The sequence below is a fragment of the Zobellia uliginosa genome, from assembly GCF_018860745.1.
GTDB lineage: Bacteria > Bacteroidota > Bacteroidia > Flavobacteriales > Flavobacteriaceae > Zobellia > Zobellia uliginosa_B.
This window is the reverse complement of the sequence record NZ_JAHKPY010000001.1, coordinates 56498-82621: the sequence shown is the minus strand read 5'-3', so window position 1 is coordinate 82621 and position 26124 is coordinate 56498. Positions and strand designations below refer to the sequence as shown.

Below are 26124 nucleotides of genomic sequence, written 5' to 3'. Positions count from 1 at the left end.
TTTAGGCAAACGCATATGTTCAATCAACAGCATATAAAATTTATCTTTTGGCCATCATACGTAATGTAAACCAGCCTAAAACCACAATGATAACTCCCATAACCAACCAAAGCCAAGCCTTGTTCTTAAAAAGAGGTTGTTTTGAAGGTTTTTGGATTTTTGCAATTTCTACGATCTCTCCCAGATTAACCACAGATGCATTTTTTGGAATTGCAGAAGTTATTTGTTGAATATCATATTTGGGGCGTTGTGCATTTTTATTGCCATATGCTAAATAATAATTGGCCATATTATCAAAACGGACAAGCAGCTCATGAGCATAACCCTTTGCTGTGGCCGATTCTATTTGCAAAGCTTGGTTGTCATTATTTTGAACTGTAACCCTCAATTTTTGAGCCAGAGTACTTTTGAACTTTACTCCTGTAGTATCCAAAGAAGATAAAGTACCGCTGTAAAGCGTATTAAAGACGTATTTAGTTCCTTTTTCAGTGGTAATACTGTCCGAAATATATTGAAGCGTCATAGGCCTATAATAATCAACCTTATCCAGTATATTTAGTTTTAGATAGCTTACAGGTAATCTTTGGTTTAAATCTATATCTACAACTGTTTTTTTGCCTTTTTGAGATATGTTCATAAAGGTAGTAGGGTAGGTGTTGTAAGATGCGTTTATAGATTCGTCCAAGCTAATAGTGGCTCGTTTTAGTTCTGGTCTTACTTCACTTTTAACACGTAAACGATAGTACTTGTATTTAGATAAAGGAAAATTCAAGGTACTAAAGGTATAGTTGGTTTGCTTATTCTTTATGGAAAGAATACGGTAATCGTCCAGTATTTTGAACCATTTATTTTGAGTCTGACTCCCTTCTAAAACTACGTGCCAATTATAATTGCTTTGGGTGAATTGAAGATTTATTCTGTTTATCGGTTCCGAAGTGGGAATTTCATAAGTAAAGTAAAAGCCTTCCTTGTCAGAAGCTGTATTCAAAAGTCTAAAGGCAGTCTCTTTTTTACTGTTTTTTTCGGAAGCTAATTTTAAAATATAAGGAGCTTCCAGGGTATCATTTTCTGTAACCCCATAAACCCTAATATCGGAAAGGTTATCATTTGTGTTACTAAATACTTGGTATGGTAGGGTTACCGTATGCCATTCATTTGAAACACCTTTCAATTCTTGTTTGTATTCGTAACTGGAGAGTTGTCCAAAAGTGGTAGCACAAAATAACCAGCCGAAGGGAATAAGAAGTTTATTTTTCAGTTTCATCTGAAATAACATTTTTGTATTTATTGTAAAGAAATGAGATTATGAGCAGTAGTACGCCCAGAGAGACAAAAACAATAGTTTTTGAAATCGTGTTGAGTGAGGCTATATCATATAAAAATAGCTTTGCAAGCGTAACGCCAAACAATGAAATAGCTCCAATACGAAGGTATTTGCGCTTTTTATAGATTCCCCATGCAATAAGAAACAGAGCGTAAACACCCCAAAGTATACTTAGACCTAATTTATAAGATTGGTCAGAACCTGCTAAATCCATCCAATTTAGCAGTTCACTGCTAAGAATCCATAATATAGAAATATGAGATATGATTTCAATAGGAATCTTAACGTTCATATTCATAAATGCACGTTTAGAAAGTTTTATAAGGGTAATCCACAACAGTGCAAAAAAAGTGAATGAAACATAGCGAATTATAATATTCATCATGCCAATATTATAGTATTCAGAAAGAGCACGGTCTATATAACTTTCACGAAGTTCACTTAAAATATATAGGCCTCCTGAGAGAAAAAAGAAACTTGCAATTACTCCCATCATTAAAGTGCTAATACCTAAAACGCGATTCTTTAATTTTTTAATATTAAAAAAAGCCAATAGGGTTACAAAGAAAAAGGTGAAATTGAATAGCCAAACATATCCAAAATCCTGAAGGTCATAATTGCGTTCACCATAACTATACGCATCTTGTGGATTTATGTTTACCTCCGATGCTTTAAAAAGATTATTCCAATACTGCTCTATTTCTAGGAAAAAGGACATGTAGGAAACGAACAATAGAATAATAGGAATAACAAAAGACATAATGACCGGTATTTTTGAAGTCGGTTTTTCTTTTATAGAAAAACTATGTTTTTGGTTTATCCAGTTAATGAAGCCAAAAGCACCCAAGAATAAAACGGAAGTTAAAAAATAGCTATTTAAGATAGGTCTTAGTTCTGTTGTTGAATAGTAATTTTCATAACCTATGCCCCAGTCATGCGTTAGACTAATGAGGGCTAGTATCATTAACGGGTAGGAAAGGTATTCGTAAAAAGAAACACCTTTAGTACGACCTATGTAAAAGAGTAATGCGGCCAGGAATGTCCACAGTAAGGTTACCCAATTACCATCTAACTGTACGGGTATGGCAATAGTTATAAATACGAGTACTAAACCCGCTACTAAATGGTATAAATTCTTATCGGCTAATTTTTTCTTAAATAAGATAATGCTAACAGCAAAATGAATAGCAGCATTTCCGAGTGTAAATGCACCCAATAACTCCTTTCCGGTTTCATGATTCGATAAAAGGCCATAACCCAAACCGAAGAAAATAAAAGAATTTAAAAGTAGTAACACAATGTCACTTTTTAAGAACTGTTCTTTCTTTATCAGCTTATAAGCTAAGAAGGCAGTATAAAAAATACCAAAGAATACGGATAAGTAGATAAAAGCTAAAGTGAAATGTTCCGTGTTTTCGTAGGAGAAAACCAACCATGAACTATATATTAAATACGTGAATGTAAATGCGGAATAGAATAAGGGTTTCCAATATTTTTTGAAAGAAATGACCAGTATACCTATATTAATAATGGCCATATAGGTAAACAAAGTAGCGATGTTTCCAGAATCGTTGCTTAATAGAAATGGTACTGCGTATGCACCTACCAGACCAAAATGCGCAATTACCTGTTTGTTATAGTTTAATGCGGCCACCACCCCAAAAACCGTAAAAATCAGCATTAGTGCAAAAGCCATCAACTGTGGAAAAAGACCATAAAAACTATATGCGGCAAAAGTGATAAAGTAAAGAATGGCAAGTGCTCCACTTACCAAAACGGCACTGTAGTTTTCGTATTTGGCTTTTAATTTCATTCCAAATCCCAATAAACCTAAACCGGAGAGGTAGCCCAAGATGATGCGGGTAAGCGGACTAATTAAATCATTTTCAATGGAATATTTTGCTCCTATTGCTACCCCAATAACAGTTATGGCAATACCAATTTTGTTGATAAGGTTCTCACCAATGAATTTTTCAAGATTGGACTTCCCCTTCGGTTTTTTATTCTTTGGGGGAGCTATGGGATTGGAGATAGGAGGCTTAGCACTAGCATTTACTGCGTCATGAACAGTATTTCGTTCCGGTTCAATGGGCTGCACAAATTCAGGTGCTTCTGGGGCTTCAACAATTGGTTCGGGTATGGTTTCTTCAACAATAAGTTGATCGGGCCGAAGTTTTTTTACGTCTTCGATTTCTTGGTAAAGGGCCATTAATTCTTTGGCAAATCCTTCCTGCTTGCTTAAAAGAATCTCAAGTTTTTGATTCAGTTGGTCAATCCGGTCTTTGTGGTCAGACATATAAAAATTACTTTTTTTGGCTCGATAGATATGTGTATAGCTATAGAACTAGCTTATACAACGAGAAATGAAGTAATTTATTGATAGAAACCTTACTTAAATATAGGAATGGTATTAGTAAACGGCTCTGATTATAGTTGAAGAAAAAGAGTTTGAAGCCATACCGATTCAAAAAAAAATAGCGACTATTGTTTACGCTCTAATTCGTAATCGTATAGTTGCCTGCCCAACTCGGCTAGAAAAGGTATGCCTAGTTCATCATATTCGTAGGTGTTGTCATTAAAGACACCATTTTTATTAGTCAGCAAAGTAGCTGTTACAATAAATTCAATATTTTTTTCGGTGTCTTTTATATAGGCGCAATCAGTTAAGGTGCCGTAAGCAAAACCTACTTTGTTATAAATCTCAATGGTATCAGGTATGTTTTCTTTGGTGTCTCCGTAAATAAAGAATTTACAATAGCTATCATAATATTCATTTTGGTCGTAACCGGCATTTCGTGGAACCGTTCGCATTGCATTCAGCAGAAATGTGCGTTGTTCTTCGCTCATATTAAAACGTTCAGTTTCAGAGAACGCCTCAGGAAATATTATTCGCTTTAAGAGGGCATCTTGAGTTTCTATCGGATAGTAGTTTTTTAAGCTGAAATCGAAAGCTTCAGTTATTAGCGCTTCTTCTTCATAAAACCCTTTTCCTTTTTTAATGTGGTTAAGCTGTAACGGTTCTGGGTATGTGCTAATGTTTTTTGATAGCATACGTACAGTACTATCGTTTTCATAAATGATTAAGGGTTTTGTGATTGCATTATCATCATCCCGGCCCAATCTTTGCCATATACGAACAGGAGAAACACCTGCTCTTTTTAAAACGGAGTTTATGGTATCCTGTCCTAAAAATTCTATTAACCTATTGTTGGCGTCGTTGTCGCTTACCGCAAATATTTGTGAAATAGCCTCGGAAAAAGTTGTTTCAACTGAGTCACCTTCAACATAAAAACGAGTGTTGAGGTTAAGGGAGTCCGCTTCATTTAAACGTGTAAGAGCTACAACTGTTGTTGGGAATTTCACAGTACTAGCAGGATAAAAGTAGTTATTGGAATCTACCTGAAAATCAAAATCGGTAAAATGAACTTGTCCATCTTTTCTATTTATTTGAGTATAACGTATCTGAATTTCATGTTCGTTTACGTTATCCATCACCCGTTTGATTTTTGGGGAGTCGGAATTCAAAATAGCTTCTAATGGGTCACTGGTTTTTTCTTGCTTTTTTTGAGGCGTGCAAGAAACAGTAACCAGTAAACTTGAAACTATAAGGATAACTTTTTTAAACATTTGATTCATTATGGCTTTAATAAAAAGAGTAATACGTTCAGCTTTCAGCGGGTTCGGAATAAACCTCCCCACGATGTGGTTTTAGAGCATCTCTTACCGCAATCATCTCAACTTCATCAACCACCATAAAAGCTATACTGTACAGGTCATTGAAATCTTGGCAACCGGTAATGTTAAGATTTGTTTTTTCTATCGCGATAAATTCCTTGAGGTGAATGACATGGTGTTCCGCAGTTTTTTGTGCCGCTGGCCCTCTAAAGTCCCATATCAATTTGATCTTTCTACTCATAAAATAAGTGTTCTTTGCTTTAAGTTCCCTTAAGCGGTTCGAATTTAGGTTTTTAGCTATAATTAAAATTAAGTTTTCGACGTAATTAGAATAACTACAGAGCAAAAGTAGTATCGTTTCAATTAAAAGAAGGCTTAAAGGAAAGTAATTTTATGGAAGAGCGAACAAAGTGTAGGTAACGGATTACAGGGGCGATTAAAAAGTCAGTTAAGAACAAAGAGTCTATTGCTCACCATAGTAGATTTGTTATTTTTGCCCCATGGAATTAAAAACAATATCATTGCGCTATTTGGTTCGTTATTGGGCCTTTATGGGCATTGTAACTCTTTTTGCTAGCTGTAGTTCTTTTTTTTCTAAAAAAGAACCTGGGCATTTAGCTCGAGTAGGCGAAAACTACTTATATCGTGATGATGTAGCAAAACTATTGGCCAAAGGTATTTCTAAGGAGGATAGTGCTTCATTCGTTACCAATTATATTAACAATTGGGCTTCTAAGCAATTGTTATTGGACAAGGCAAAAATTAACCTTCCCGAAGATAAGTTAACGGAATATGATGCTTTGGTAGATGATTACCGTATTGATCTTTACACCAGAGCATATAAGGAAGCCTTGGTACAACAAGGAGGAGATACTGTAATTAGTAGTTCTCAACTAAATGGCTTTTATGAAAGAGAAAAAGAGAATTTTAAGCTGAAGGAGAAAATTGTAAAGTTAAGGTTCGTAGAATTGCCCAAACAATTTTTAAATCAGGATGCGGTCATAAGTAGGTTAAAACGTTTTAAGAAAAATGATGTAGCTTATTTAGACTCTATAGGGGTGCAATTCAAGAAATTAAACTTTAACGATTCTATATGGGTGAGCGCTACTAGGATTATACAGGAAATACCTCCTTTAACCTATGAAAATGCCGATAAACACCTAAAAAAATCACAATTTTTTGAGTTGGAGGATGCAAACGGGGTATATTTGGCAAAGGTTACCGATGTACTTGATATTAATGACGTCGCTCCACTATCTTTTATTGAACCTACCATTAAACAGGTGCTACTAAGTAGAAGAAAACTCGATTATTTACGAAAATTGGAAACAGAAATTATAGATGAGGCTATTAAAGAAAAACAATTTGAAGTTTATGAGCAAGGTGAATAAGTGCATAGCCTTTATAGGGTGCTTATTGATTACAGGAAGTACATTTGCTCAAGAAACTGAAACAGAGATTAAAGATACTGCCGGGCAGGAAGAAGCTATAGATTCTGTAATGGAGGCAGAGGCTAGCGTATCTGCAGATTCAGTTAAACCCGCATCAAATTTTAAGAAGATTAAGCTAGATGGTATTTCTGCAGTGGTCGGGGATTACGTAATTCTAGAATCTGACATAGAGAAAACATTGATCGATTTAAAAAGTCAAGGAGTTTCTACGGCAGATGTTACACGTTGCGGACTTCTAGGTAAGTTGATGGAAGACCGCTTATATGCGCATCAGGCCGTACAGGATAGTCTTTTGGTGTCAGACGATGAGATTGCGGCAACTACAGATCGTCAAATACAATCTTTCGTGCAGCAGACCGGTTCAATGGAAAAGTTGTTAAAATTCTACAAGAAAGAAGATGAAGCCAGTCTTCGTGAGGACATCAATAAAATCAACAAACTAAGAATGCTTTCTGAAAAGATGCAGTCTAGTATTGTTGAGAAAATAGAAATAACACCAGAAGAAGTTCGTCAATTTTTTAATAAGATACCAGAAGATGAGCGCCCGGTTTTTGGTGCGGAAATGGAAATTGCTCAAATCGTAAAATCTCCAAAACCAACAGAAAAAGAGGTTCAGGAAGTTTTGGATAAATTGAATAAAATAAAATCTGATGTTGAGGACAATGATGCAAGTTTTAGCGTAAAGGCTATTTTGTATTCCCAAGACCCAGGTTCAAAATCCAAAGGTGGTTTTTATAGCATAACTAAAGACACCGGTTTTGATAAAACGTTTAAAGATGTGGCTTTTAGTTTAGCAGAAGGTGAAGTTTCCGAGCCTTTTGAAACACAATTTGGTTATCACATAATATTCATTGAAAAAATAAGAGGTCAAGAATTAGATTTACGCCATATTTTGATTCAGCCAAAAATTTCTCAAACAGCACTAGATGAGGTGAAAAAGGAATTGGATACCATCCGTAAGCATATAATGGAAGGTAAATATTCTTTTGCTGATGCTGCTCGTAACTTTTCCGATGAAAAAGAAACTAAATTTGATGGTGGTCTTCTAAGAAACCCTACTAATTTTGATTCTCGTTTTGAGCTAACAAAAATGGATCCTGCCTTGTACAACCAAGTACGCAGCTTAAAGGATGATGAAATATCTTATCCGTTGTTGGAAGAAGACCCAAGAGGAGGAGGGCCAAAATATAAAATCTTGAAAGTTACGAATCGCTATGATGAGCACGAAGCGGATTTTTCCAAAGATTATATCAAAATCCAACAGTTGGCCAAAACTGAAAAACAGTATAAGGCTATCAAAAAATGGATGGACGAGCATATAGAAGACACCTATATTAGTGTAAATGAAGATAACAGGGACTGCGAATTTGCCAATAATTGGGTAAAAGAATAAATGCATGTCAGACGTTCAGGCAATAAATAATCTCGTAGAAAAACACAAGGCGCTTAAAAAAGAAATTGCCAAGGTCATCGTTGGCCAAGATGCGGTAATAGACCAAATTCTTTTAAGTATTTATACGGGCGGACATTCTTTATTGATAGGTGTTCCAGGTTTAGCAAAAACTTTAATGGTGAATACCATAGCTCAAACTTTAGGTTTGGATTTTAAACGTATTCAATTTACTCCAGATTTAATGCCAAGTGATATTCTTGGTAGTGAGGTTCTGGATCAAAATAGGAATTTCAAGTTCATTAAGGGGCCAATTTTCGCGAATATCATTTTGGCCGATGAGATTAACCGTACTCCGCCAAAGACGCAAGCGGCTTTGTTGGAAGCGATGCAGGAACGTTCTGTGACCATTGCGGGACAACAGCACAAATTAAAACTTCCATTCTTTGTTTTAGCTACACAAAACCCTATTGAGCAAGAAGGTACATACCCACTTCCCGAAGCACAGTTAGACCGTTTTATGTTCGCTATTGAATTAAAATATCCGTCTGTAGCCGAAGAAATGCAAGTCGTTAAAAATACGACATCAGACCAAACCGTGAATATAAAAGCTTTGTTCAATGCCCAAGAGATATTGAATGTCCAACAGCTTGTGCGCCGTATACCGGTTCCTGATAATGTGGTAGAATATGCGGTAAAGTTGGTAAATTCTACAAGACCTAATCTAGAAACTGCCTCTGATTATGTTAGGCAATATATTGATTGGGGTGCGGGGCCTAGGGCTTCTCAAAATCTTGTTTTGGCAGCAAAAGCTCATGCCGCTATACGAGGAAAGTTTTCTCCGGACGCCGAAGATATTCAAGCAGTCGCAACAGGTATTTTAAGACATAGACTTATTAAAAATTATAAAGCAGAAGCCGAAGGTATATCGGAAGAAGCTATTATAGGTAAATTGCTATAGCAAAGAATTAACATATCTACCATAAATACTTAAATTTTCTACCTTTCTTACCTTGGTTAGTGTAAGAAGAAAGTAATCTGCTGATCAATTTTTAAAAAAGGTGTGAATCCTAAGGTAAAAGTTTTATTACCGCCCTATATTTTCTTAGTTTTACGGGATTGAAACAACTCAAACGAAATCGGTAATGGCATTTAATATGGTAGAGGTCAAAAGGATGTTTTCCCATTTGATACATCATTTTAATAAGGTGAGGTCAAAGCTGTTTTTAACCTTTAATTTTAGCTGTGGAACATAGTATAAATTTCTTTGCAGAAAAATTAGAACTATTCTGTCATAGCTAATTAACACTCAAACCATTTTTTAAATGAGCATTTACAAAGATTACCTTAAGGAGATCGAAGAGCGTAAAAGTCAAGGTCTTCATCCAAAGCCAATTGATGGTGCTGAATTACTTAGCAAAATTATTGAGCAAATTAAAGATGTGGATAATGAGTACAGAGAAGATTCTCTTAACTTTTTCATCTATAACGTCTTACCTGGTACTACCAGCGCTGCGGGCGTGAAAGCTAAATTTTTAAAAGAGATTGTTCTTGGTGAGTCAGTTGTAAAAGAGATTACTCCAACTTTTGCTTTTGAACAATTATCTCATATGAAAGGCGGCCCTTCTGTGAAGGTATTGTTAGATATCGCTTTAGGTTCTGATGAAGCTTTGGCAAAACAGGCAGCTGAGGTCTTGAAAACTCAGGTATTCCTTTATGAGGCGGATACTTCACGTTTAGAAGAAGCTCTAAAAAATGGGAATGCCATTGCAAAAGATATTATAGAAAGTTACGCAAAGGCTGAGTTCTTCACCAAGCTTCCAGAAATAGAAGAAGAAATAGAAGTTGTAACATACATAGCCGGTGTTGGTGATATCTCTACGGATTTATTATCGCCAGGTGGTGATGCACACTCAAGATCTGACCGTGAATTACATGGTCAATGTATGTTTGAGCATAACAAAGAAATGCAAAATGAATTATTGGCTTTAAAGGAGCAACATCCTGATAAGCGTGTAATGCTGATTGCAGAAAAAGGAACAATGGGTGTTGGTTCTTCTAGAATGTCCGGTGTAAACAACGTGGCATTATGGACAGGTATTTCTTCTAGTCCGTATGTACCATTTATTAACATTGCCCCGGTAATTGCCGGTACAAATGGTATCGCTCCAATTTTCTTAACTACAGTAGGTGTAACCGGTGGTATTGGTTTAGACCTTAAAAACTGGGTGAAGCAAAAAGATGAAGCGGGTAATACTATAGTTGATGAAGATGGCGAGCCAATTCTAAAGCAAATGTATTCTGTTGATACAGGTACGGTGCTTACTATTAATACAAAAGAGAAAAAACTTTATCACGGTAAAGTTGAATTAAAAGATATTTCTGCAGCATTTACTCCACAGAAAATGGAGTTTATGAAAGCGGGTGGTTCTTATGCTGTTGTTTTTGGTAAAAAACTACAGACATTTGCAGCTAAGACATTAGGAATTCAAGCTCCTCAAGTGTATGCAACTTCGAAAGAAGTATCTATTGAAGGTCAGGGCTTAACAGCAGTAGAGAAAATATTCAATAAAAATGCAGTGGGTACCTCAGGTGCAACTTTACATGCCGGTTCTTACGTTCGTGCGGAAGTAAACATTGTAGGTTCTCAAGATACTACTGGTTTAATGACCTCACAAGAATTAGAGATGATGGCTGCAACGGTTATTTCTCCAATTGTTGATGGCGCTTACCAATCGGGTTGTCATACAGCTTCAGTTTGGGATGATAAATCTAAAGCTAACATTCCAAGATTAATGAGCTTTATGAACGATTTCGGTTTAATTACCGGTCGTGATCCAAAAGGAAAGTATTTTCCAATGACAGATGTTATTCATAAAGTATTGAATGATATTACAGTTGGAGATTGGGATATTATTATTGGTGGAGATTCGCACACACGTATGTCTAAAGGTGTTGCTTTTGGTGCTGATTCAGGTACAGTTGCTTTAGCATTGGCTACAGGTGAGGCTTCTATGCCAATTCCGGAATCGGTTAAAGTGACCTTTAAAGGACAAATGAAATCTTACATGGATTTCCGTGATGTGGTACATGCTACACAACAGCAAATGTTACAACAGTTTGGAGGCGAAAACGTATTCCAAGGTCGTGTAATAGAGGTTCATATTGGTACGTTAACTTCTGATGAAGCATTTACGTTTACGGATTGGACAGCAGAAATGAAAGCGAAAGCATCTATCTGTATTTCTGAAGACGATACTTTAATAGAGTCATTAGAGATTGCAAAAGGTCGTATCCAAATCATGATCGAAAAGGGTATGGACAATGCAAAAGGTGTACTTCAAGGACTTGTTGATAAAGCAGAAACTAGAATTACGGAACTTAAAACAGGTATTAAGCCATCTTTAAGACCAGATGCAGATGCTAAGTATCATGCAGAAGTAGTTATTGATTTAGATGAAATTGCTGAACCAATGATTGCTGATCCAGATGTAAATAATGAAGATGTTTCTAAGCGTTATACGCATGATAATATTCGTCCATTATCTTACTATGGTGGAACCAAAAAAGTAGATTTAGGTTTTGTGGGATCATGTATGGTTCACAAAGGTGACATGAAAATATTAGCTCAAATGTTGAAAAACGTTGAGGCCCAAAACGGAAAGGTAGAATTCAAAGCACCTTTAGTAGTTGCACCTCCAACATACAACATTGTAGATGAGTTAAAAGCAGAAGGAGACTGGGATGTATTAGTAAAGTACTCAGGATTCGAATTTGACGATAGCGCACCTAAAGGATTGGCACGTACCAAGTACGAAAACATGCTTTACCTAGAGCGCCCAGGTTGTAACCTATGTATGGGTAACCAAGAAAAGGCAGAACCAGGAGATACGGTAATGGCAACATCTACTCGTTTATTCCAAGGTCGCGTTGTAAAAGATACGGGTGAGAAAAAAGGAGAGTCATTATTATCATCTACTCCGGTTGTGGTATTATCTACGATTTTAGGAAGAACGCCTACAATGGCGGAATATGAAGCAGCTGTTGATGGTATTGTTTTAACGAAGTTTAAACCTTCTACCAAGCAATTGGTGAGATAATTGATCGCTAATTCAAATTAATATAACGCCTGAGTATTTGTACTCAGGCTTTTTTATTTCCACTTTTTATAATCATTCTTAATTTGATATACTCTTAAAATCAGTGTACATTTTGTATCTTTAACTATCAAAAAGATTAACAAAAAATAATATACTTTATGGCATTCGATATTGATATGATCAAAGGGGTATACGCTAAAATGGCCGACCGTGTTGACAAAGCGCGAGAAATAGTTGGCAAACCGCTTACCCTTTCAGAGAAGATTTTATATTCCCATTTGTGGGACGGTAATCCTAGTAAAGCATTTACAAGGGGAAAAGATTATGTAGATTTTGCTCCGGACCGTATTGCCTGTCAAGATGCTACGGCGCAGATGGCTCTTTTGCAGTTCATGCAAGCAGGTAAGCCTAATGTGGCTGTACCAACTACAGTACACTGTGATCACCTTATTCAGGCTAAGAATGGTGCTACTGCCGATTTAAAATCGGCAAATAATACCAGTGCCGAAGTATTTGATTTTTTAGAATCGGTATCAAATAAATACGGAATCGGTTTCTGGAAACCGGGAGCGGGTATTATTCATCAGGTAGTTTTGGAAAATTATGCATTTCCTGGAGGAATGATGATTGGTACGGATTCACATACCGTAAACGCAGGTGGTTTGGGTATGGTAGCAATTGGTGTTGGTGGTGCAGATGCCGTTGATGTAATGGCGGGTATGGCTTGGGAATTGAAATTCCCGAAATTAATTGGTGTTAAGTTAACCGGAAATATTTCTGGTTGGACAGCACCAAAAGACGTTATCTTAAAAGTAGCAGAAATACTTACTGTAAAAGGAGGTACGGGTGCTATTGTAGAATATTTTGGAGAAGGAGCAAAAAACCTTTCTTGTACCGGTAAGGGTACCATTTGTAACATGGGAGCTGAAATAGGGGCAACAACCTCTACTTTTGGTTATGATGAGTCTATGGAGCGTTATTTACGTGCCACGGATAGAGCAGATGTTGCTGACGCTGCAAATAAGGTTAAAGAATATTTAACTGCCGATGCGGAAGTGTATGCAAATCCAGAACAATATTTTGATGAAGTTATTGAAATTAACCTAACAGAATTAACACCGTTGTTGAATGGTCCTTTTACGCCGGATTTATCTACGGGAGTGGGAACGGATATGACCAAAAAAGCTACTGAAAACGAATGGCCTCTCCAAGTAGAATGGGGATTAATCGGTTCATGTACGAATTCCTCTTATGAAGATTTATCCAGAGCGTCTTCTATTGCTCAACAAGCTTTGGATAAAGGCATTAAAATGAAATCTGAATTAGGTATAAACCCCGGTTCTGAGCAAGTGAGATACACGGCGGATAGAGATGGTATTTTAGAAGTTTTTGAAAAATTGGATGCTAAGATATTTACGAATGCTTGTGGTCCTTGTATTGGGCAATGGGCTAGGTATAGTGATCCTAAGAATGCACCAAAAAATAGTATCGTTCACTCGTTTAACAGGAACTTTGCAAAACGCGCGGATGGTAATCCTAATACACATGCTTTCGTAGCTTCTCCGGAAATTACGGCAGCCATCGCAATTTCGGGACGATTGGATTTTAACCCAATGACCGACACTTTAATAAACGAAAACGGAGAAGAAGTTAAATTTGATGAACCAACAGGGTGGGAGCTACCACCAAAAGGATTTGCAGTTGAAGATGCTGGTTTCTTGGCACCGGATGCAGATGGTTCTGGAGTAGAAGTCAAAGTTGCTCCAGATTCAGAAAGATTGCAATTATTAGAGCCTTTTACCCCAATTAAGGATGAAAGTCTCATGGGAGCTAAATTGTTGATCAAGGCTTTCGGAAAATGTACTACAGATCACATTTCTATGGCAGGTCCTTGGTTGCGTTTCCGTGGTCATTTAGATAATATTTCCAATAACTGTTTAATTGGTGCGGTAAATGCGTTCGGTAAGAAAACTAACTTGGTTAAAAATCAACTAACAGGTGAATTTGGAGGTGTTCCGGACACTGCGCGTGCATACAAGGCGGCAGGTGTAAGATCAGTTGTTGTTGGTGATCATAACTATGGTGAAGGGTCTTCCCGAGAGCATGCAGCTATGGAGCCTAGACATTTAGGTGTAGCGGCTGTAATCGTAAAATCTTTTGCACGTATTCATGAAACAAACCTTAAAAAACAAGGTATGTTAGGATTGACCTTTGCTAATGAAGCAGATTACGATCTTGTACAGGAAGATGATACTTTTAACTTTTTGGATATTGCTGAGTTTGCTCCGGATAAACAACTAACTTTAGAGTTAGTGCATGCAGATGGTAGTAAAGATGTAATTATGTTAAACCACACGTACAACCAACCGCAAATAGATTGGTACAGAGAAGGTTCTGCATTGAACGTTATTAAAAAAGAGAATGCGGCCTAATTAATAGTACAGTAAATAATAAAAGCTCCCGTTACATAGCGGGAGTTTTTAGTTTTAGTCATATCGAGAGTATTCTATGAAAAGAAAAACATTCTTTACGCTTCTTATTATTGCCTTTGTTCTATCATTTTTTGTTACGCCTGTTGGGTATTGGGGCAAGGTATGGCTTATGAGGTTTTTTGCTTCTGCGCCCGAAATTATCAATGTAGAAGACAGAGAAGTTATAGATGGATATGATTGGAAACTTAAAGATGAAAATTGGGAATATTTCAACCTTGAACAATCTAAAGGCAAAGTCTTGTTCATTCACTTTTGGGCATCATGGAATACACCTAGCGCAGCAGAGTTAAGCGGAATTCAGGAGTTGTATGATACGTATGCAGATGCTGTAGATTTTTACATTGTAACTAATGAAGAACGTGAACCGGTTGAGGAGTTCATGAGGAAGAATAAATATACGTTTCCTGTTACATATAGAATTGTAGGGGCAGATTCCCCTTTTAAAATACCTGAAATTCAAGGTACTTATATTATCGATAAAAAGGGATTTATTTTAGTAGATTCCAAAGAGACACATGACTGGAATAGTAGCACGGTCATAGAGCTTTTAAACAAATTGATTAATTAGCTTTGAAGGTTTCTTTTAAACATTTGACTATAGGTGTATTGCTATTTTTGGGCAGTATTATTATGTTCACCCCTGTTGGGCCTAAACTAAGGGGTTATGCTGGCCGTATTCTTTCCTACGGTTCAACAAAATTAAAAGCGGATAAAACGATACCGGCAAGCACATATGATTGGATAGTTTATGATTTAAGTGGCTATTCCCATGCCTTGTCAAATGAAAAAGGGAAAGTTGTTTTTTTGAATTTATGGGCTACTTGGTGTAAACCTTGTTTGGAGGAATTACCGGATATTCAAATGTTGTATGATGATTATGGTGATAAAGTCAGCTTTTTATTGGTCACCGAAGAAAAACCTGATAGGGTGGTTAATTTCGCATCACAAAGACCATATAATTTACCTTTCTATTTGTCTAAAAAGGAAATTCCAGTAGTTTTTAGTTCATCAACAATTCCCACAACTTACATTCTAAACAAGCACGGTAAGATTATTTTGGCTGAAAATGGTGTAATGAATTGGAACAGTGCTAAAATTAGAAACCTTTTAAATCAGCTTTTGGCGGAGTAGGAGTACCACTACTTTTTGTTCTTGAAGTATTTAAAGGGAACAACTAGCATACCAAAACACTCCCCATCTCCTTTACCTATATGTTTGTGGTGTATTTTGTGAGCTCTGCGAACACCTTTGGCGTACCAATGATCTGCGTTACGGAAAAGCTTAAACCGTTGATGTATAAAAATATCGTGTACTAGAAAGTAAGCTATACCATAAGCTAAGATTCCGAAACCAAGAGGCCAACCATACCAAAACGAAGTTTGTGCTCCAGAGTAAAAAAGAGCCATGCTTACAATAGCATAAAATATAAAAAAAGCATCATTCCTTTCGAACCAGGAATCGTGGTCTTTTTTATGATGGTCTTGGTGTAAGCTCCACAGAAAACCATGCATAATATATTTATGGGTAAACCAGGCCATAAATTCCATAAAGGAAAATGTGCCAAAAAATAAGGCTAACCAAATAATTGTTTTCATTCTAGACTAAATTCAATTTATAATTTACATATGATTTGGCAAGGACACCAAACTTCTCGTAGTTAGGAACGCGTATACGAACTTTTCTAATTTCCAAAGATGGCGTGCGTTGCAGTTTTTTCAATAATTTGTAATAGTACTTATATGCGGTATAGACCCCAAATTTGGCTTCATTTGGAAGTTGAAGAATTCCGGTGTAAGCTAGTTGAAAATCGGCTTTTATCTCATTTACGATTCTGGTTTTGGATGCTTCGTCCAACATGGCCAAATCCGTATTTGGAAAATAACTTCTATTTAAATCTTCAAAGTCGCTTTTAAGGTCACGTAAAAAATTCACTTTTTGAAAGGCCGAACCTAAAGCCATTGCAGTTTCCTTAAGGCTGTTATATTTCTCTATATCCCCCTTCACAAATACTTTTAGACACATTAGCCCCACTACATCCGCAGATCCATAAATATATTCTTTGTACTCTTCATCAGTACTGTAAACGGTCTTATAAAGGTCCATTCGCATACTTTTCATAAACGAAGCAACTAACTCATACGGTATTTCATATTTATGATAGGTATGCTGAAAGGAATTGAGAATAGGGTTTAAACTTATTCGCTGCTCCAGGGCGTCTTTCAGACTTGTTTCAAACTGATTGAAAAGTTTCTCTTTGTCATATTGGTCAAAAGTGTCCACAATTTCATCAGCAAAGCGTACAAAACCATAAATATTATAAATATCTGATCTAATGGAAGTTGCCAACATTTTGGTGGCCAGTGTAAACGAAGTACTATAAGACTCTGTTACAATCTGGCTACATTGGTAAGATACTTTATCAAATAAGGCTTTCATAGTGTTGGCTTTTAGATGTTCTTATCTATTAATTGGGAGACAAGCTTTCCCGAAATTAGAGCCGGAGGAACCCCAGGACCTGGTACGGTCAACTGGCCGGTGAAATATAAGTTTTTTACTTTACTGCTTTTAAGACCTGGTCGTAAAAATGCGGTTTGACGTAGTGTGTTTGCCATACCATAAGCATTTCCTTTATACGAGTTGTATTGCTCCACAAAGTCATTTACACAGAAAGACTCCTTAAATATAATATTATTTTTTATGTTCTGACCGGTGCGTTTTTCAAATCTATCCATCACAATATCAAAGTATTGATTTCGTAATTCTGGTGTGTCCGTCAAATTCGTTGCAATTGGAATGAGAAAAAATCCGGTTTCAGAATTTTTAGGAGCCATACTATGATCGGTAACAGATGGAAAATTTGCGTAGAATAAAGGATCTTCTGGCCAACTTGGTCGGTCATAGATTTCATTTGCGTGTCTTTCAAAATCGGTGTCAAAAAATAGATTATGATGTTCTACATTCTCCAACTTCTTATCAATGCCTATGTAAAATAAAAGAGATGAAGGAGCAAAAGTCTTTTTATTCCAATAGGCTTCTGAGTATTGGCGGTACTTAGGTTCTAACAAAGACTCCGAATGATGGTAATCCGCTCCACTTAGGACCACATCTGCTAAAATATCCTCTCCATTAGCCTGTATGCCAATGGTTTTTCTGTTTTCAACATTAATTTTTATCGCGGGGGATTCAGTTTGTATTTTTACCCCCAATTCTTCGGCCAGATTTTTCATAGCCTTTACAATTTCATACATTCCACCTTTTGGATGCCACGTACCTAGACCAAAATCTGCATAATTCATAAAACTATAGAACGAAGGGGTTTTACTAGGTTTTGCCCCCAAGAAAAGTACGGGAAATTCTAAAGTGGATACTAATTTTTTATTCCGAAATTTTTTACGGACCTCACTGCTTATAGTTTTGAAAAATTGATCTACTCGTAGTGCAGTCTCCGGAGTAACAAGTTCTAGTGGCGATAGGCCAGGGCGCAATACTACTTTATTAATAGCAATATCATAATTCTTTTGTGCCTTGCTAATGAAGTTTCTTAAATGTCTAGCGCTTCCAGGTTCAATGCGGTCAAATTCATCACATATATCATCCATACAATCACCAATAGTGATTGTGTCATCCGAGAAGAAAATTTTATAAGCAGGGCTTAACTTATCCAGTTGATAATAATCTGAAGTTTTCTTACCAAAATCATTAAAAAACTTTTCAAAGATGTCTGGCATCCAATACCAACTAGGACCCATATCAAAAGTAAAACCATCTCTAACAAGTTGTCTTGCTCTGCCACCAACCGTTTTATTCTTTTCATATATAGTTACCTCATGACCTGCCTGCGCAAGATAGCATGAAGCGGATAGTGAAGAAAAACCTGAACCTATTATGGCAATTTTTTTATGCATTTTGGTTATAGTAAATGTGTAGTTTAAAGTCGTTCAACAATTTTTTCGATTGAATTAAAAATTTCTATTGTGTTAGGTAATTTTTCATTTTCCAAATGTTTGGTTTGAGGGCCTAATAGCCAAAGTTTGGTATTAGAGTAGCTTGCTGAAAGCACATTGAATTGTTTGATATAGTCAATAATCTTGTCTTTAGACGGTGATACCGTGAAATAGGATAGAAAGGTGGTATTTTCAAACGTTTTCATTACTTCTTCCAAACTTTCCAAAGGAACGGTTTGTCCTAGGTAAATAGATTTATATCCTCTCAAAACGACCTCATAATTTAAGTAAAGTAGACCTATTTCATGAATTTCGTTTTCAGGTAGATAAGCTACAAATGTGGTCTTTTTTTGATCATGGTTAGGAAAAACGGGTAATTCTTGAGTGCTGATCAAGATTTTCTGTTTTACCAAGTTGGAAATAAAATGTTCATGTGCTGGACAAATGGTATCTGTCTGCCAAAGTAGACCAAGTTCATTTAATAGCGGTATGAAAACTTCTTTGAAAATCTCTGCGAACGATTTTTCTAGAAGTAGATTTTTAAATGTTTGTGTAAAAAGCTGCTGATCAAAATTAATCATGGACAGCTTAAAGGTATTAGTTATCTGATTATTGTTGTTTTTAGATATAAGTTCATTAACAATCTCAGGAATTTTATTCTCCTTGAGATTAGCGATTTTAGAAATTTTATGACCATTACTGTATAGAAGAGTAATGTTCAGTAGCTTTTGGAGGCTCTCCAAACTGTACCTTCTTATATTGGTATCTGTTCTCTCCGGTGAAAGCAGATTGTATCTTTTTTCCCAAATTCTTATGGTATGTGCTTTGATACCTGAAAGGTTCTCTAAATCACGGATGCTGAACGTTTTTTTAGTGTTGTTCATCTTTTTGTTATAAACATTAAACAAATTTAACAATTTTATTCTTGGTTTGGGAGTGGAAGTGTGCTCTTTCGCAAAAAAAAGTAATAGTATAAATCCCAGATACAAGATACGGATATAAAAAAAACCATCAACAGAATGTTGATGGTTTAATGTGCGCACGAGAAGACTCGAACTTCCACGGCCTAATGGCCACCAGCCCCTCAAGCTGGCGCGTCTACCAATTCCGCCACGTGCGCAGGAGGTTTTTTATTGTTTTAATAATGGTATAATTAGAAGAAACTAAAGTTTGCAACGCCATTTTTGTTTAAAACAGGATGCAAATATCTGTAAAATATATATTGTATTCAAAGAAGTTTTAAAATTACAATAAGAAACGGGGTTAACTCGTTGAAGTGTAGTTGCTTATTATATTGATAACAAAAATGTGGTTTACGAAGTAGACCATAATTAGATGTTAACAGCTGTAAATATTGAGAAGAACCAGAAAAAACGGATTTCGTTTATCTGGTATAATTTTCCATTCGTCTACAGTTAAGCGTTATTGGTCTACATACAGTCAATATTACATTTGTAATTATAGAGATTTGTGATTCACTTAAATTATTAGGCTATGGATATTTTGTTAATTGAAGATGATGCTATTGAGGTAATGAAATTACAGAGGACCGTTAAAAAATTAGAACTCAAGCATAATATTATTGAAACCAAGAATGGTGAAGATGCCTTAGAAATTTTACGATCGGGTAATAGGTTGCCGGATATTATTTTGCTGGACCTTAATATGCCACGAATGAATGGTATAGAATTCTTGAGTATTCTTAGAGAAGATGAAGTTTTAAAATATCTTCCTACAATTATTCTTACAACATCTGAAAATAGAGCAGATTTATTAGAATGTTACAAAAAGGGTGTAGCTGGCTACGTCATCAAACCATTAAAATATGAAGATTATCAATCTAAACTTCATAAAGTTCTAGAGTACTGGGACATCAACCAATTGGTTAAAGGCTAACAGAATAGTGCATTTCACAACAAAAATTATATAAACAATACAACTTTTCCTACTTTTAGTTAATAAATCATAAAGTATGAAGGGTATTGTTTTTACAGAGTTTCTAGAGATGGTCGAACAAAAATTTGGCCTTGAGACTCTAGATAATATTATAGAAAATGGTCAATTACCATCTGAAGGTATTTATACTTCCGTAGGAACGTATGAGTTCAATGAGATGGTAACACTTATTACCGGATTAAGTGAAGAAACTAAAATTCCGGTCGGTGATCTTATTTATGCGTTTGGTCTGTATCTTTTTGCAGGTTTAGCCAACTCCCATCCAGAGGTCATTAAAAATTACAATACTCCTTTAGGGCTTCTTTACTGTATAGAAGACCATATTCATGTACATGTAAAAAAGCTATATCCAGACGCAGAACTACCTACATTTAAAATACTGGATAAAACGGACACGAATATTGTCATGGTCTATTCTTCCTCAAGAGGTCTATACCGTTTGGCACATGGTCTTATAGAAAAAGCATTTGAACACTTTGGGGGTACGGCCACAATCAGTTATGAATTATTGAAAGATGACGGTACCGAAGTGAAATTTGATATTGTTCAAAATGGATAATAAAGAAGTTGAACTTCTCAAAAGAGCATTAGAACGGCAGAAGAAAGCCAGACAACAAGCTGAAAAAATCCTTGAACAAAAATCTACGGAGCTTTACGAAACCACTAGACGATTAAAGGAATCCAATAGTACCCTCGAAAACTTATTGAGTGAAAAGGTTTCCGAGCTAGATGGCGTTTTTGTTAATATCATAGATCCGTACGTAGTAATGGATCTTCAGGCCACGGTTATAAAGATGAATGCTTCGGCCAAGGAATTTTTAGGTTATGATAACACTAAAGAAAAGGTTAACCTAACTAATCTTGTACAGGAGGATTATCTCCAATATACTGCGGAATCGTTTAAATATCTTCTAGAAATAGGCACACTTAAGAACTACCGCTCAAAGATTACAGTTAAGAACGGAGATGAAAAGTGGATAGAAATCAATAGCAGTTTAATTTACAATACAAAACAAGAACCTATTGGAGCTCAGGGTATTATTAGAGATATTACCCAAGAAATGGAGATTAAGGAATTGTTGGACCAACAGAGAAAACAGCTTGATATTATTGTTGAAAGCTCTCCTTTGGGAATAGTATTAAGCGTAGGTAGTAAGATTATTAAATCCAACAGCACATTTACGGAACTTCTTGGGTATACAGAAGCAGAATTCAAAACCATGCAAATCTCGGATTTTTCCAAGGATATTGAAGGAACCCCATCTCAAGAAATTGGGAAGCAAATGGCTGAAGGCAAAATAGACACTGCAGTAGTTGTAAAGCGATACTATAAAAAAGAAGGGGGCTGCTTAGTTGGCAAGACCTCGGTAAGTGCGGTTAGAGATGCTAAGGGAAATCTAAAGTACACCTTGGCAATGGTAGAAGATATTACAAGAGAGCGCGAAGCAGAGGAGAGATTAAATTATGAGCGAGAAAAGTACGCCAGTATTATAGCCAATATGAATCTTGGTCTTGTAGAGGTAGATACTAATGATGTTATTCAACTTGTAAACCAGAGTTTTTGCGCAATGAGTGGTTTTAAAGAAGAAGAACTTTTAGGAAAAAAAGGAAGTGATATACTTAGTGTTCAAAATAAAAGTGTCCTAGATGAAGAAAACGAGAAACGAATAGAAGGAGAATCAAATTCATATGAACTGGAAGTAATAAATAAAGAGGGACTCAAAAAAAATTGGTTGGTGAGTGGTGCACCACGTTATGACAATGATAAAAAACTAATAGGTTCAGTTGGAATTCATTTGGATGTAACTGAACAAAAACTACTTGAGGAACAAAAAGAACTATTGGTAAAAGAATTAGAACAGAGTAACAAGGGGCTCCAGGAATATGCGCACATTGTTTCGCATGATTTAAAGTCTCCTTTACGAAGTATAAGTGCTCTAGCTACTTGGATTCAAGATGATTACAAAGATGTTCTGGATGAAGCAGGTCAGGAGAATTTAACATTGATGCAGGAAAAAGTGGCTTCAATGGATAAATTAATTCAAGGAATTCTAGAATACTCAACAGCTAATAACTCAGCTCTAGATAACTCTAGTGTTGATTTAAATGAAGTTGTGGAAAGTATAAAAGAAAGTATATTCATACCTGAACATGTAAATCTTGTAGTGCCGGAAAAATTACCGACTATTTCGGCAGACCGCACTAAAATGCATCAATTGTTTCAAAATATACTTTCTAATGCCGTGGTACATATTGAGAAGGAAGTAGGTCTTGTAGAAGTATTATTTGTAGAAAACAGATCACATTGGCAGTTTTCTATAAAAGATAATGGAGTGGGGATACCTAAGGAATATCACAAGAAAATATTCGAGATCTTTCAATCCATAGGAGCAAACGAAAGGTCTACGGGTATAGGACTATCAATAGTTAAAAAAATTATAGATCGCTATGAAGGCGAAGTGTGGGTGGAGAGTGAAAAAGATATGGGTACTGAATTTCACTTTACCATCAAGAAAGAACCAACTAACCTTAATAGCTAAAAATGAAAATTACACAGGCAGTAAAAGAGGCAAAGCAACCGTTTCGTATATTAAATGGTAACGAGCATAAGTTAAATAACCCTTTAGTTTTAGTTTTTGGTAATAGATATGCTTTGGAAGACCAAGCACTTTTAAAAGAAGTAAAAGCGCTTTTTCCAGATGGGCATATTGTTTTTGGTAGTACTGCAGGTGAAATTATAGAAGATTCGGTACGTCAAGGTTCAGTTTCTTTAACTGCTATCGAGTTTGAGAAATGTAATTTTGAGGTAAAGAGAAAGAATGTTTCTGAAGCTAGTGATGAGCATCAATTAGGACAAAAGCTACTCAATGAATTTTCCAAGGAAGGCTTAAAACATATTTTCTTGGTATCTGAAGGAAGTTCTATAAACGGTAGTGCTTTAATAGAAGGTTTTGAAGACGTTAGGATAAATAATATTGGATTATCCGGCGGTTTATGCGGTGATGATGATCGTTTTGAAAGAACCCTTGCGTCCTACAATGAGAGCCCAAAGGAGGGAGAGATAATAGCCATTGGCTTTTATGGTAAATCTTTGGAAATAACAAGTGCCAATTATGGAGGTTGGACACCCTTTGGACCAGAACGCATTATAACAAAATCAGAAAAAAACATACTTTTTGAATTGGATGATCAACCTGCTTTGGATTTATATAAAAAATATTTGGGAGAAAAAGCAAAGGAGTTGCCAACATCTGCTTTGCTTTACCCATTAAGTGTTCGTATAAATGAAAAAGCAGAGCCTCTGGTACGAACAATTCTTACCATAGACGATGATGCCAATACCATGACTTTGGCAGGAGATGTTCCTGAAGGCGCACGTGTGCAATTAATGATGTCTACGGTAGATGATATAGTTGATGGTGCAAGTATGGCGGCACAGTATGCTATGAAAGGCAGACAAAATAAGCCAGAACTGGCTATTTTGGTCAGCTGTGTTGGAAGAAAATTAGTAATGGATCAGAGAACGGAAGAAGAAGTAGAAGAAGTAATATCGGTAATTGGAAATAGAACAGCGATCACTGGCTTTTATTCCTACGGAGAAATGGCTCCATTTGCTGGTCAGGATGCCTGTAAATTACATAACCAAACTATGACCTTAACCTTATTTAGCGAATAATGCACTCCCTTTTAAAACGACAGCTAAAGAAAAACCTACCTGCCCATCTCAGGGAAGATACTGAGATGCAGAAGTTCTTGGATGCCGTAGAGATGTCTTACAGGAATTATGATGAAAAGCTAAGTATGATCCAAAGGGCTACTACAATTAGCTCAGAAGAATTGTTTAAGGCAAATAGAGAGTTGACCAAAGAGGCACAAAGACAAAAGAAAATTTTAGTGTCCCTAGAACTGGCAATGGATAGTTTGAGTACAAATCTAGTAACAGAAGACCAATTACAGGAAGAGGAAAGTAAGGAATTTGATGTAGAAAAACTCGCAAAACATATTAGTCATTTGGCTGCCCAGGTAGCCAAAATCACAGAAGAAAAAAACTTACTTTTTGAAGATTTAGAATCTCAAAATGAGTCACTTAATAATTACGTGCAAATGGTATCGCATGATTTAAAGTCTCCTATTCGTAATATAAACGCTTTATTAAGCTGGATTAAGGAGGACTGTGAAAACAATATATCAGAGGAGGGCAAGGAAAATTTGAACTTAGCCTCGGAAAATTTGGTTAAAATGGACAACCTGATAAATGGAATTCTAGAGCACGCTACAATTGGTTCTAAGATGGAATCTAAAATGAATGTTGATATCAATATCCTACTAAAGGAAATAGAGGGTTATTTGCCTTTACCTGACAATGTGAGTTTAAATTATGATGCTCATTTTCCGGTAATCCATATTGAAAAACATCTGATTGAACAGGTTTTCGCATACTTAACAACCAACGCAATTACCGCAACTGAACATTTAGAAAAAGGTATTATCACTATAAAATATGAAGAAGATAAAGAGTTTTGGAAGTTTTCTGTAGTGGACAACGGAAAAGGAATTCCACTTAAACATCAAGAATCGATTTTTGAAATGTTTAAAAAATTAGAGAATAATGATAGCGCTGCAGGTGTAGGATTGGCGTTGGCTAAAAAAATTATCAAATTATACGGTGGTTCTATAGAATTAAAGTCCGAGGAGAATATGGGAGCAGATTTTTCGTTTACGTTAAAAAAATAGTGTTATGGAACAGCCTAACCTTAGATATATTAAAGAATTATCTGGAGACGATATAGAGTTCGAACAAAAATTTATTTCTATCTTGAAGGATGAATTTCCTGTGGAGTTTGCCAGTTACAAAGAACACATAGATGGTAAAGACAATCTGGAAGCTGCGGATGTTGTGCATAAATTAAAACATAAGTTCAATATTTTAAGCATGGAAGAAGCATACCGATACGCAGTTACTTTTGAGGAACAACTACGCGACGGTAAGACAGATATGGACCAAGATTTTAGACACACTTTAATTAATATAGAAGCTTTTCTTAAAACCTTATAGTAGCATGACTTGTATTATTGTAGATGACGAGGCAACGGCACGGGCCATAGTAGCAAAACATTGCTCTGGAATTCCTGAGTTAGATGTGGTTGGTGAATATGATAATGCTATAGACGCTATTAAATTTTTGAATCAGCAAGACGTAGATGTCGTTTTTTTAGATATTCATATGCCCGGTTTTAGCGGTGTTGATTTTGTACAGACTTTAAAAAATTGTCCAAAGGTTGTTTTGACAACATCTGATACTGAATTTGCAATCGCAGCTTATGAGTATGAGGCTATTGTAGACTATATGGTTAAACCTTTAACTGCAGATAGATTTGAAAAATCCGTACAAAAAATAAAAAAAGCTCTTGACAAGGAACCTACAGCTGCACCTAATACAAGGTCTATTTCTAATACAGATGCTGTCCAAGATCTTTATATCAACATAGATAAGCGATTGATAAAGCTTCATTTTGATGAAATATTGGTGGTTAAGGCAAAAGGAGATTATATTGATATTTCAACCGAAAATAAAGATTACCGCGTACATACCACACTTAAGAAAATAAAGGATAAATTACCAGAAAAAATATTTCTTCAAATTCACAGGTCCTACGTTATCAACTTTACTAAAATCATTGATATAGAGGATAATAGTGTATTAATTAAAAAGATGGTAATTCCCATTAGTCGATCAAATCGACCAGAACTCATGAGGCGTTTAAATTTGGTTTAAAGTACTTCTACAATT

At 35.9% G+C, this 26124-nt stretch carries 22 protein-coding genes and 1 tRNA gene; 14 read left to right on the top strand and 9 right to left on the bottom strand.

All coding sequences use genetic code 11. The features are described 5' to 3' along the window. Window positions 1-40: 40 nt before the first annotated feature. From KO521_RS00345 to KO521_RS00330, 4 genes are all read right to left on the bottom strand, one after another. Window positions 41-1264 carry a DUF3999 family protein gene (locus KO521_RS00345; protein ID WP_215937937.1) on the bottom strand — a complete coding sequence of 408 codons (1224 nt, stop codon included), beginning with the start codon at window positions 1262-1264 and terminating at the stop codon, window positions 41-43. Continuing rightward, a complete protein-coding gene (locus KO521_RS00340) occupies window positions 1248-3620 on the bottom strand; it encodes a DUF2339 domain-containing protein (protein WP_215937936.1) in 2373 nt (790 codons plus the stop codon). The genes KO521_RS00345 and KO521_RS00340 overlap by 17 nt, the downstream gene beginning before the upstream one ends. A gap of 185 nt (window positions 3621-3805) precedes the next feature. Then, complete coding sequence (locus KO521_RS00335) at window positions 3806-4951, bottom strand: serine hydrolase (RefSeq protein ID WP_215937935.1); 1146 nt, start codon at window positions 4949-4951, stop codon at window positions 3806-3808. 37 nt (window positions 4952-4988) lie between these two features. Further along, on the bottom strand, window positions 4989-5240 hold the full coding sequence (locus KO521_RS00330) for a hypothetical protein (protein ID WP_215937934.1): 252 nt from the start codon (window positions 5238-5240) through the stop codon (window positions 4989-4991). Window positions 5241-5499: 259 nt separating this feature from the next. On the opposite strand from KO521_RS00330, the gene KO521_RS00325 reads away from it, so the two are divergent. From KO521_RS00325 to KO521_RS00295, 7 genes are all read left to right on the top strand, one after another. After that, a complete protein-coding gene (locus KO521_RS00325) occupies window positions 5500-6390 on the top strand; it encodes a peptidyl-prolyl cis-trans isomerase (protein ID WP_215937933.1) in 891 nt (296 codons plus the stop codon). Continuing rightward, window positions 6374-7843 carry a peptidylprolyl isomerase gene (locus KO521_RS00320; protein ID WP_215937932.1) on the top strand — a complete coding sequence of 490 codons (1470 nt, stop codon included), beginning with the start codon at window positions 6374-6376 and terminating at the stop codon, window positions 7841-7843. Before KO521_RS00325 ends, KO521_RS00320 begins: the two co-directional genes overlap by 17 nt. A gap of 4 nt (window positions 7844-7847) precedes the next feature. Beyond that, window positions 7848-8801, top strand: coding sequence for an AAA family ATPase (locus tag KO521_RS00315; RefSeq protein WP_215937931.1), 954 nt, complete (start codon window positions 7848-7850; stop codon window positions 8799-8801). Window positions 8802-9165: 364 nt separating this feature from the next. Continuing rightward, on the top strand, window positions 9166-11940 hold the full coding sequence (locus tag KO521_RS00310) for a bifunctional aconitate hydratase 2/2-methylisocitrate dehydratase (RefSeq protein WP_215937930.1): 2775 nt from the start codon (window positions 9166-9168) through the stop codon (window positions 11938-11940). A 158-nt stretch (window positions 11941-12098) separates the two neighbouring features. Further along, entirely contained in the window at window positions 12099-14372 is a 2274-nt protein-coding gene (locus KO521_RS00305) for an aconitate hydratase (protein WP_215937929.1), read from the top strand. Between the two features lie 76 nt (window positions 14373-14448). Beyond that, a complete protein-coding gene (locus KO521_RS00300; RefSeq protein WP_215937928.1) occupies window positions 14449-15000 on the top strand; it encodes a TlpA family protein disulfide reductase in 552 nt (183 codons plus the stop codon). Window positions 15001-15002: 2 nt separating this feature from the next. Further along, window positions 15003-15563, top strand: a complete 561-nt coding sequence (locus tag KO521_RS00295; protein WP_215937927.1) for a TlpA family protein disulfide reductase — start codon at window positions 15003-15005, stop codon at window positions 15561-15563. Between the two features lie 8 nt (window positions 15564-15571). On the opposite strand, the gene KO521_RS00290 is transcribed toward KO521_RS00295, so the two are convergent. The 5 genes from KO521_RS00290 to KO521_RS00270 form a co-directional block, all read right to left on the bottom strand. Next, the gene (locus KO521_RS00290; RefSeq protein WP_215937926.1) at window positions 15572-16027 is read right to left on the bottom strand and encodes a sterol desaturase family protein; all 456 of its coding nucleotides are present in this window, start codon (window positions 16025-16027) and stop codon (window positions 15572-15574) included. Between the two features lies 1 nt (window position 16028). Then, on the bottom strand, window positions 16029-16868 hold the full coding sequence (locus KO521_RS00285; RefSeq protein WP_215937925.1) for a phytoene/squalene synthase family protein: 840 nt from the start codon (window positions 16866-16868) through the stop codon (window positions 16029-16031). A gap of 11 nt (window positions 16869-16879) precedes the next feature. Continuing rightward, a complete protein-coding gene (locus tag KO521_RS00280) occupies window positions 16880-18337 on the bottom strand; it encodes a phytoene desaturase family protein (protein ID WP_215937924.1) in 1458 nt (485 codons plus the stop codon). Between the two features lie 23 nt (window positions 18338-18360). Beyond that, window positions 18361-19260 (bottom strand): MerR family transcriptional regulator, encoded by a 900-nt coding sequence (locus KO521_RS00275; protein WP_215937923.1) that lies wholly within the window; start codon window positions 19258-19260, stop codon window positions 18361-18363. A 152-nt stretch (window positions 19261-19412) separates the two neighbouring features. Next, window positions 19413-19496, bottom strand: a tRNA-Leu gene (locus KO521_RS00270). 374 nt (window positions 19497-19870) lie between these two features. Here KO521_RS00270 and KO521_RS00265 point away from each other — a divergent pair. The 7 genes from KO521_RS00265 to KO521_RS00235 all read left to right on the top strand — a co-directional run bounded on the left by KO521_RS00265 (window position 19871) and on the right by KO521_RS00235 (window position 26109). Continuing rightward, window positions 19871-20272 (top strand): response regulator, encoded by a 402-nt coding sequence (locus KO521_RS00265; protein WP_215937922.1) that lies wholly within the window; start codon window positions 19871-19873, stop codon window positions 20270-20272. Window positions 20273-20348: 76 nt separating this feature from the next. Next, entirely contained in the window at window positions 20349-20891 is a 543-nt protein-coding gene (locus tag KO521_RS00260) for a heme NO-binding domain-containing protein (RefSeq protein ID WP_215937921.1), read from the top strand. Further along, window positions 20884-22872 (top strand): PAS domain-containing sensor histidine kinase, encoded by a 1989-nt coding sequence (locus KO521_RS00255; protein WP_215937920.1) that lies wholly within the window; start codon window positions 20884-20886, stop codon window positions 22870-22872. The genes KO521_RS00260 and KO521_RS00255 overlap by 8 nt, the downstream gene beginning before the upstream one ends. 2 nt (window positions 22873-22874) lie before the next feature. Beyond that, window positions 22875-24008 carry an FIST signal transduction protein gene (locus KO521_RS00250; RefSeq protein ID WP_215937919.1) on the top strand — a complete coding sequence of 378 codons (1134 nt, stop codon included), beginning with the start codon at window positions 22875-22877 and terminating at the stop codon, window positions 24006-24008. Next, window positions 24008-25066, top strand: coding sequence for a sensor histidine kinase (locus tag KO521_RS00245; RefSeq protein ID WP_215937918.1), 1059 nt, complete (start codon window positions 24008-24010; stop codon window positions 25064-25066). Before KO521_RS00250 ends, KO521_RS00245 begins: the two co-directional genes overlap by 1 nt. Window positions 25067-25070: 4 nt before the next feature. After that, window positions 25071-25388, top strand: a complete 318-nt coding sequence (locus tag KO521_RS00240) for an Hpt domain-containing protein (protein WP_215937917.1) — start codon at window positions 25071-25073, stop codon at window positions 25386-25388. A 4-nt stretch (window positions 25389-25392) separates the two neighbouring features. Continuing rightward, entirely contained in the window at window positions 25393-26109 is a 717-nt protein-coding gene (locus tag KO521_RS00235; protein WP_215937916.1) for a LytR/AlgR family response regulator transcription factor, read from the top strand. Window positions 26110-26124: the final 15 nt, after the last annotated feature.

What these genes read in the sequence shown, in the direction of transcription:
- KO521_RS00345 (WP_215937937.1), bottom strand. Translation starts at nt 1,264, where the DNA reads ATGAAACTGAAAAATAAACTTCTTATTCCCTTCGGCTGGTTATTTTGT.
- KO521_RS00340 (WP_215937936.1), bottom strand. Translation starts at nt 3,620, where the DNA reads ATGTCTGACCACAAAGACCGGATTGACCAACTGAATCAAAAACTTGAG.
- KO521_RS00335 (WP_215937935.1), bottom strand. Translation starts at nt 4,951, where the DNA reads ATGTTTAAAAAAGTTATCCTTATAGTTTCAAGTTTACTGGTTACTGTT.
- KO521_RS00330 (WP_215937934.1), bottom strand. Translation starts at nt 5,240, where the DNA reads ATGAGTAGAAAGATCAAATTGATATGGGACTTTAGAGGGCCAGCGGCA.
- KO521_RS00325 (WP_215937933.1), top strand. Translation starts at nt 5,500, where the DNA reads ATGGAATTAAAAACAATATCATTGCGCTATTTGGTTCGTTATTGGGCC.
- KO521_RS00320 (WP_215937932.1), top strand. Translation starts at nt 6,374, where the DNA reads ATGAGCAAGGTGAATAAGTGCATAGCCTTTATAGGGTGCTTATTGATT.
- KO521_RS00315 (WP_215937931.1), top strand. Translation starts at nt 7,848, where the DNA reads ATGTCAGACGTTCAGGCAATAAATAATCTCGTAGAAAAACACAAGGCG.
- KO521_RS00310 (WP_215937930.1), top strand. Translation starts at nt 9,166, where the DNA reads ATGAGCATTTACAAAGATTACCTTAAGGAGATCGAAGAGCGTAAAAGT.
- KO521_RS00305 (WP_215937929.1), top strand. Translation starts at nt 12,099, where the DNA reads ATGGCATTCGATATTGATATGATCAAAGGGGTATACGCTAAAATGGCC.
- KO521_RS00300 (WP_215937928.1), top strand. Translation starts at nt 14,449, where the DNA reads ATGAAAAGAAAAACATTCTTTACGCTTCTTATTATTGCCTTTGTTCTA.
- KO521_RS00290 (WP_215937926.1), bottom strand. Translation starts at nt 16,027, where the DNA reads ATGAAAACAATTATTTGGTTAGCCTTATTTTTTGGCACATTTTCCTTT.
- KO521_RS00285 (WP_215937925.1), bottom strand. Translation starts at nt 16,868, where the DNA reads ATGAAAGCCTTATTTGATAAAGTATCTTACCAATGTAGCCAGATTGTA.
- KO521_RS00280 (WP_215937924.1), bottom strand. Translation starts at nt 18,337, where the DNA reads ATGCATAAAAAAATTGCCATAATAGGTTCAGGTTTTTCTTCACTATCC.
- KO521_RS00275 (WP_215937923.1), bottom strand. Translation starts at nt 19,260, where the DNA reads ATGAACAACACTAAAAAAACGTTCAGCATCCGTGATTTAGAGAACCTT.
- KO521_RS00265 (WP_215937922.1), top strand. Translation starts at nt 19,871, where the DNA reads ATGGATATTTTGTTAATTGAAGATGATGCTATTGAGGTAATGAAATTA.
- KO521_RS00260 (WP_215937921.1), top strand. Translation starts at nt 20,349, where the DNA reads ATGAAGGGTATTGTTTTTACAGAGTTTCTAGAGATGGTCGAACAAAAA.
- KO521_RS00255 (WP_215937920.1), top strand. Translation starts at nt 20,884, where the DNA reads ATGGATAATAAAGAAGTTGAACTTCTCAAAAGAGCATTAGAACGGCAG.
- KO521_RS00250 (WP_215937919.1), top strand. Translation starts at nt 22,875, where the DNA reads ATGAAAATTACACAGGCAGTAAAAGAGGCAAAGCAACCGTTTCGTATA.
- KO521_RS00245 (WP_215937918.1), top strand. Translation starts at nt 24,008, where the DNA reads ATGCACTCCCTTTTAAAACGACAGCTAAAGAAAAACCTACCTGCCCAT.
- KO521_RS00240 (WP_215937917.1), top strand. Translation starts at nt 25,071, where the DNA reads ATGGAACAGCCTAACCTTAGATATATTAAAGAATTATCTGGAGACGAT.
- KO521_RS00235 (WP_215937916.1), top strand. Translation starts at nt 25,393, where the DNA reads ATGACTTGTATTATTGTAGATGACGAGGCAACGGCACGGGCCATAGTA.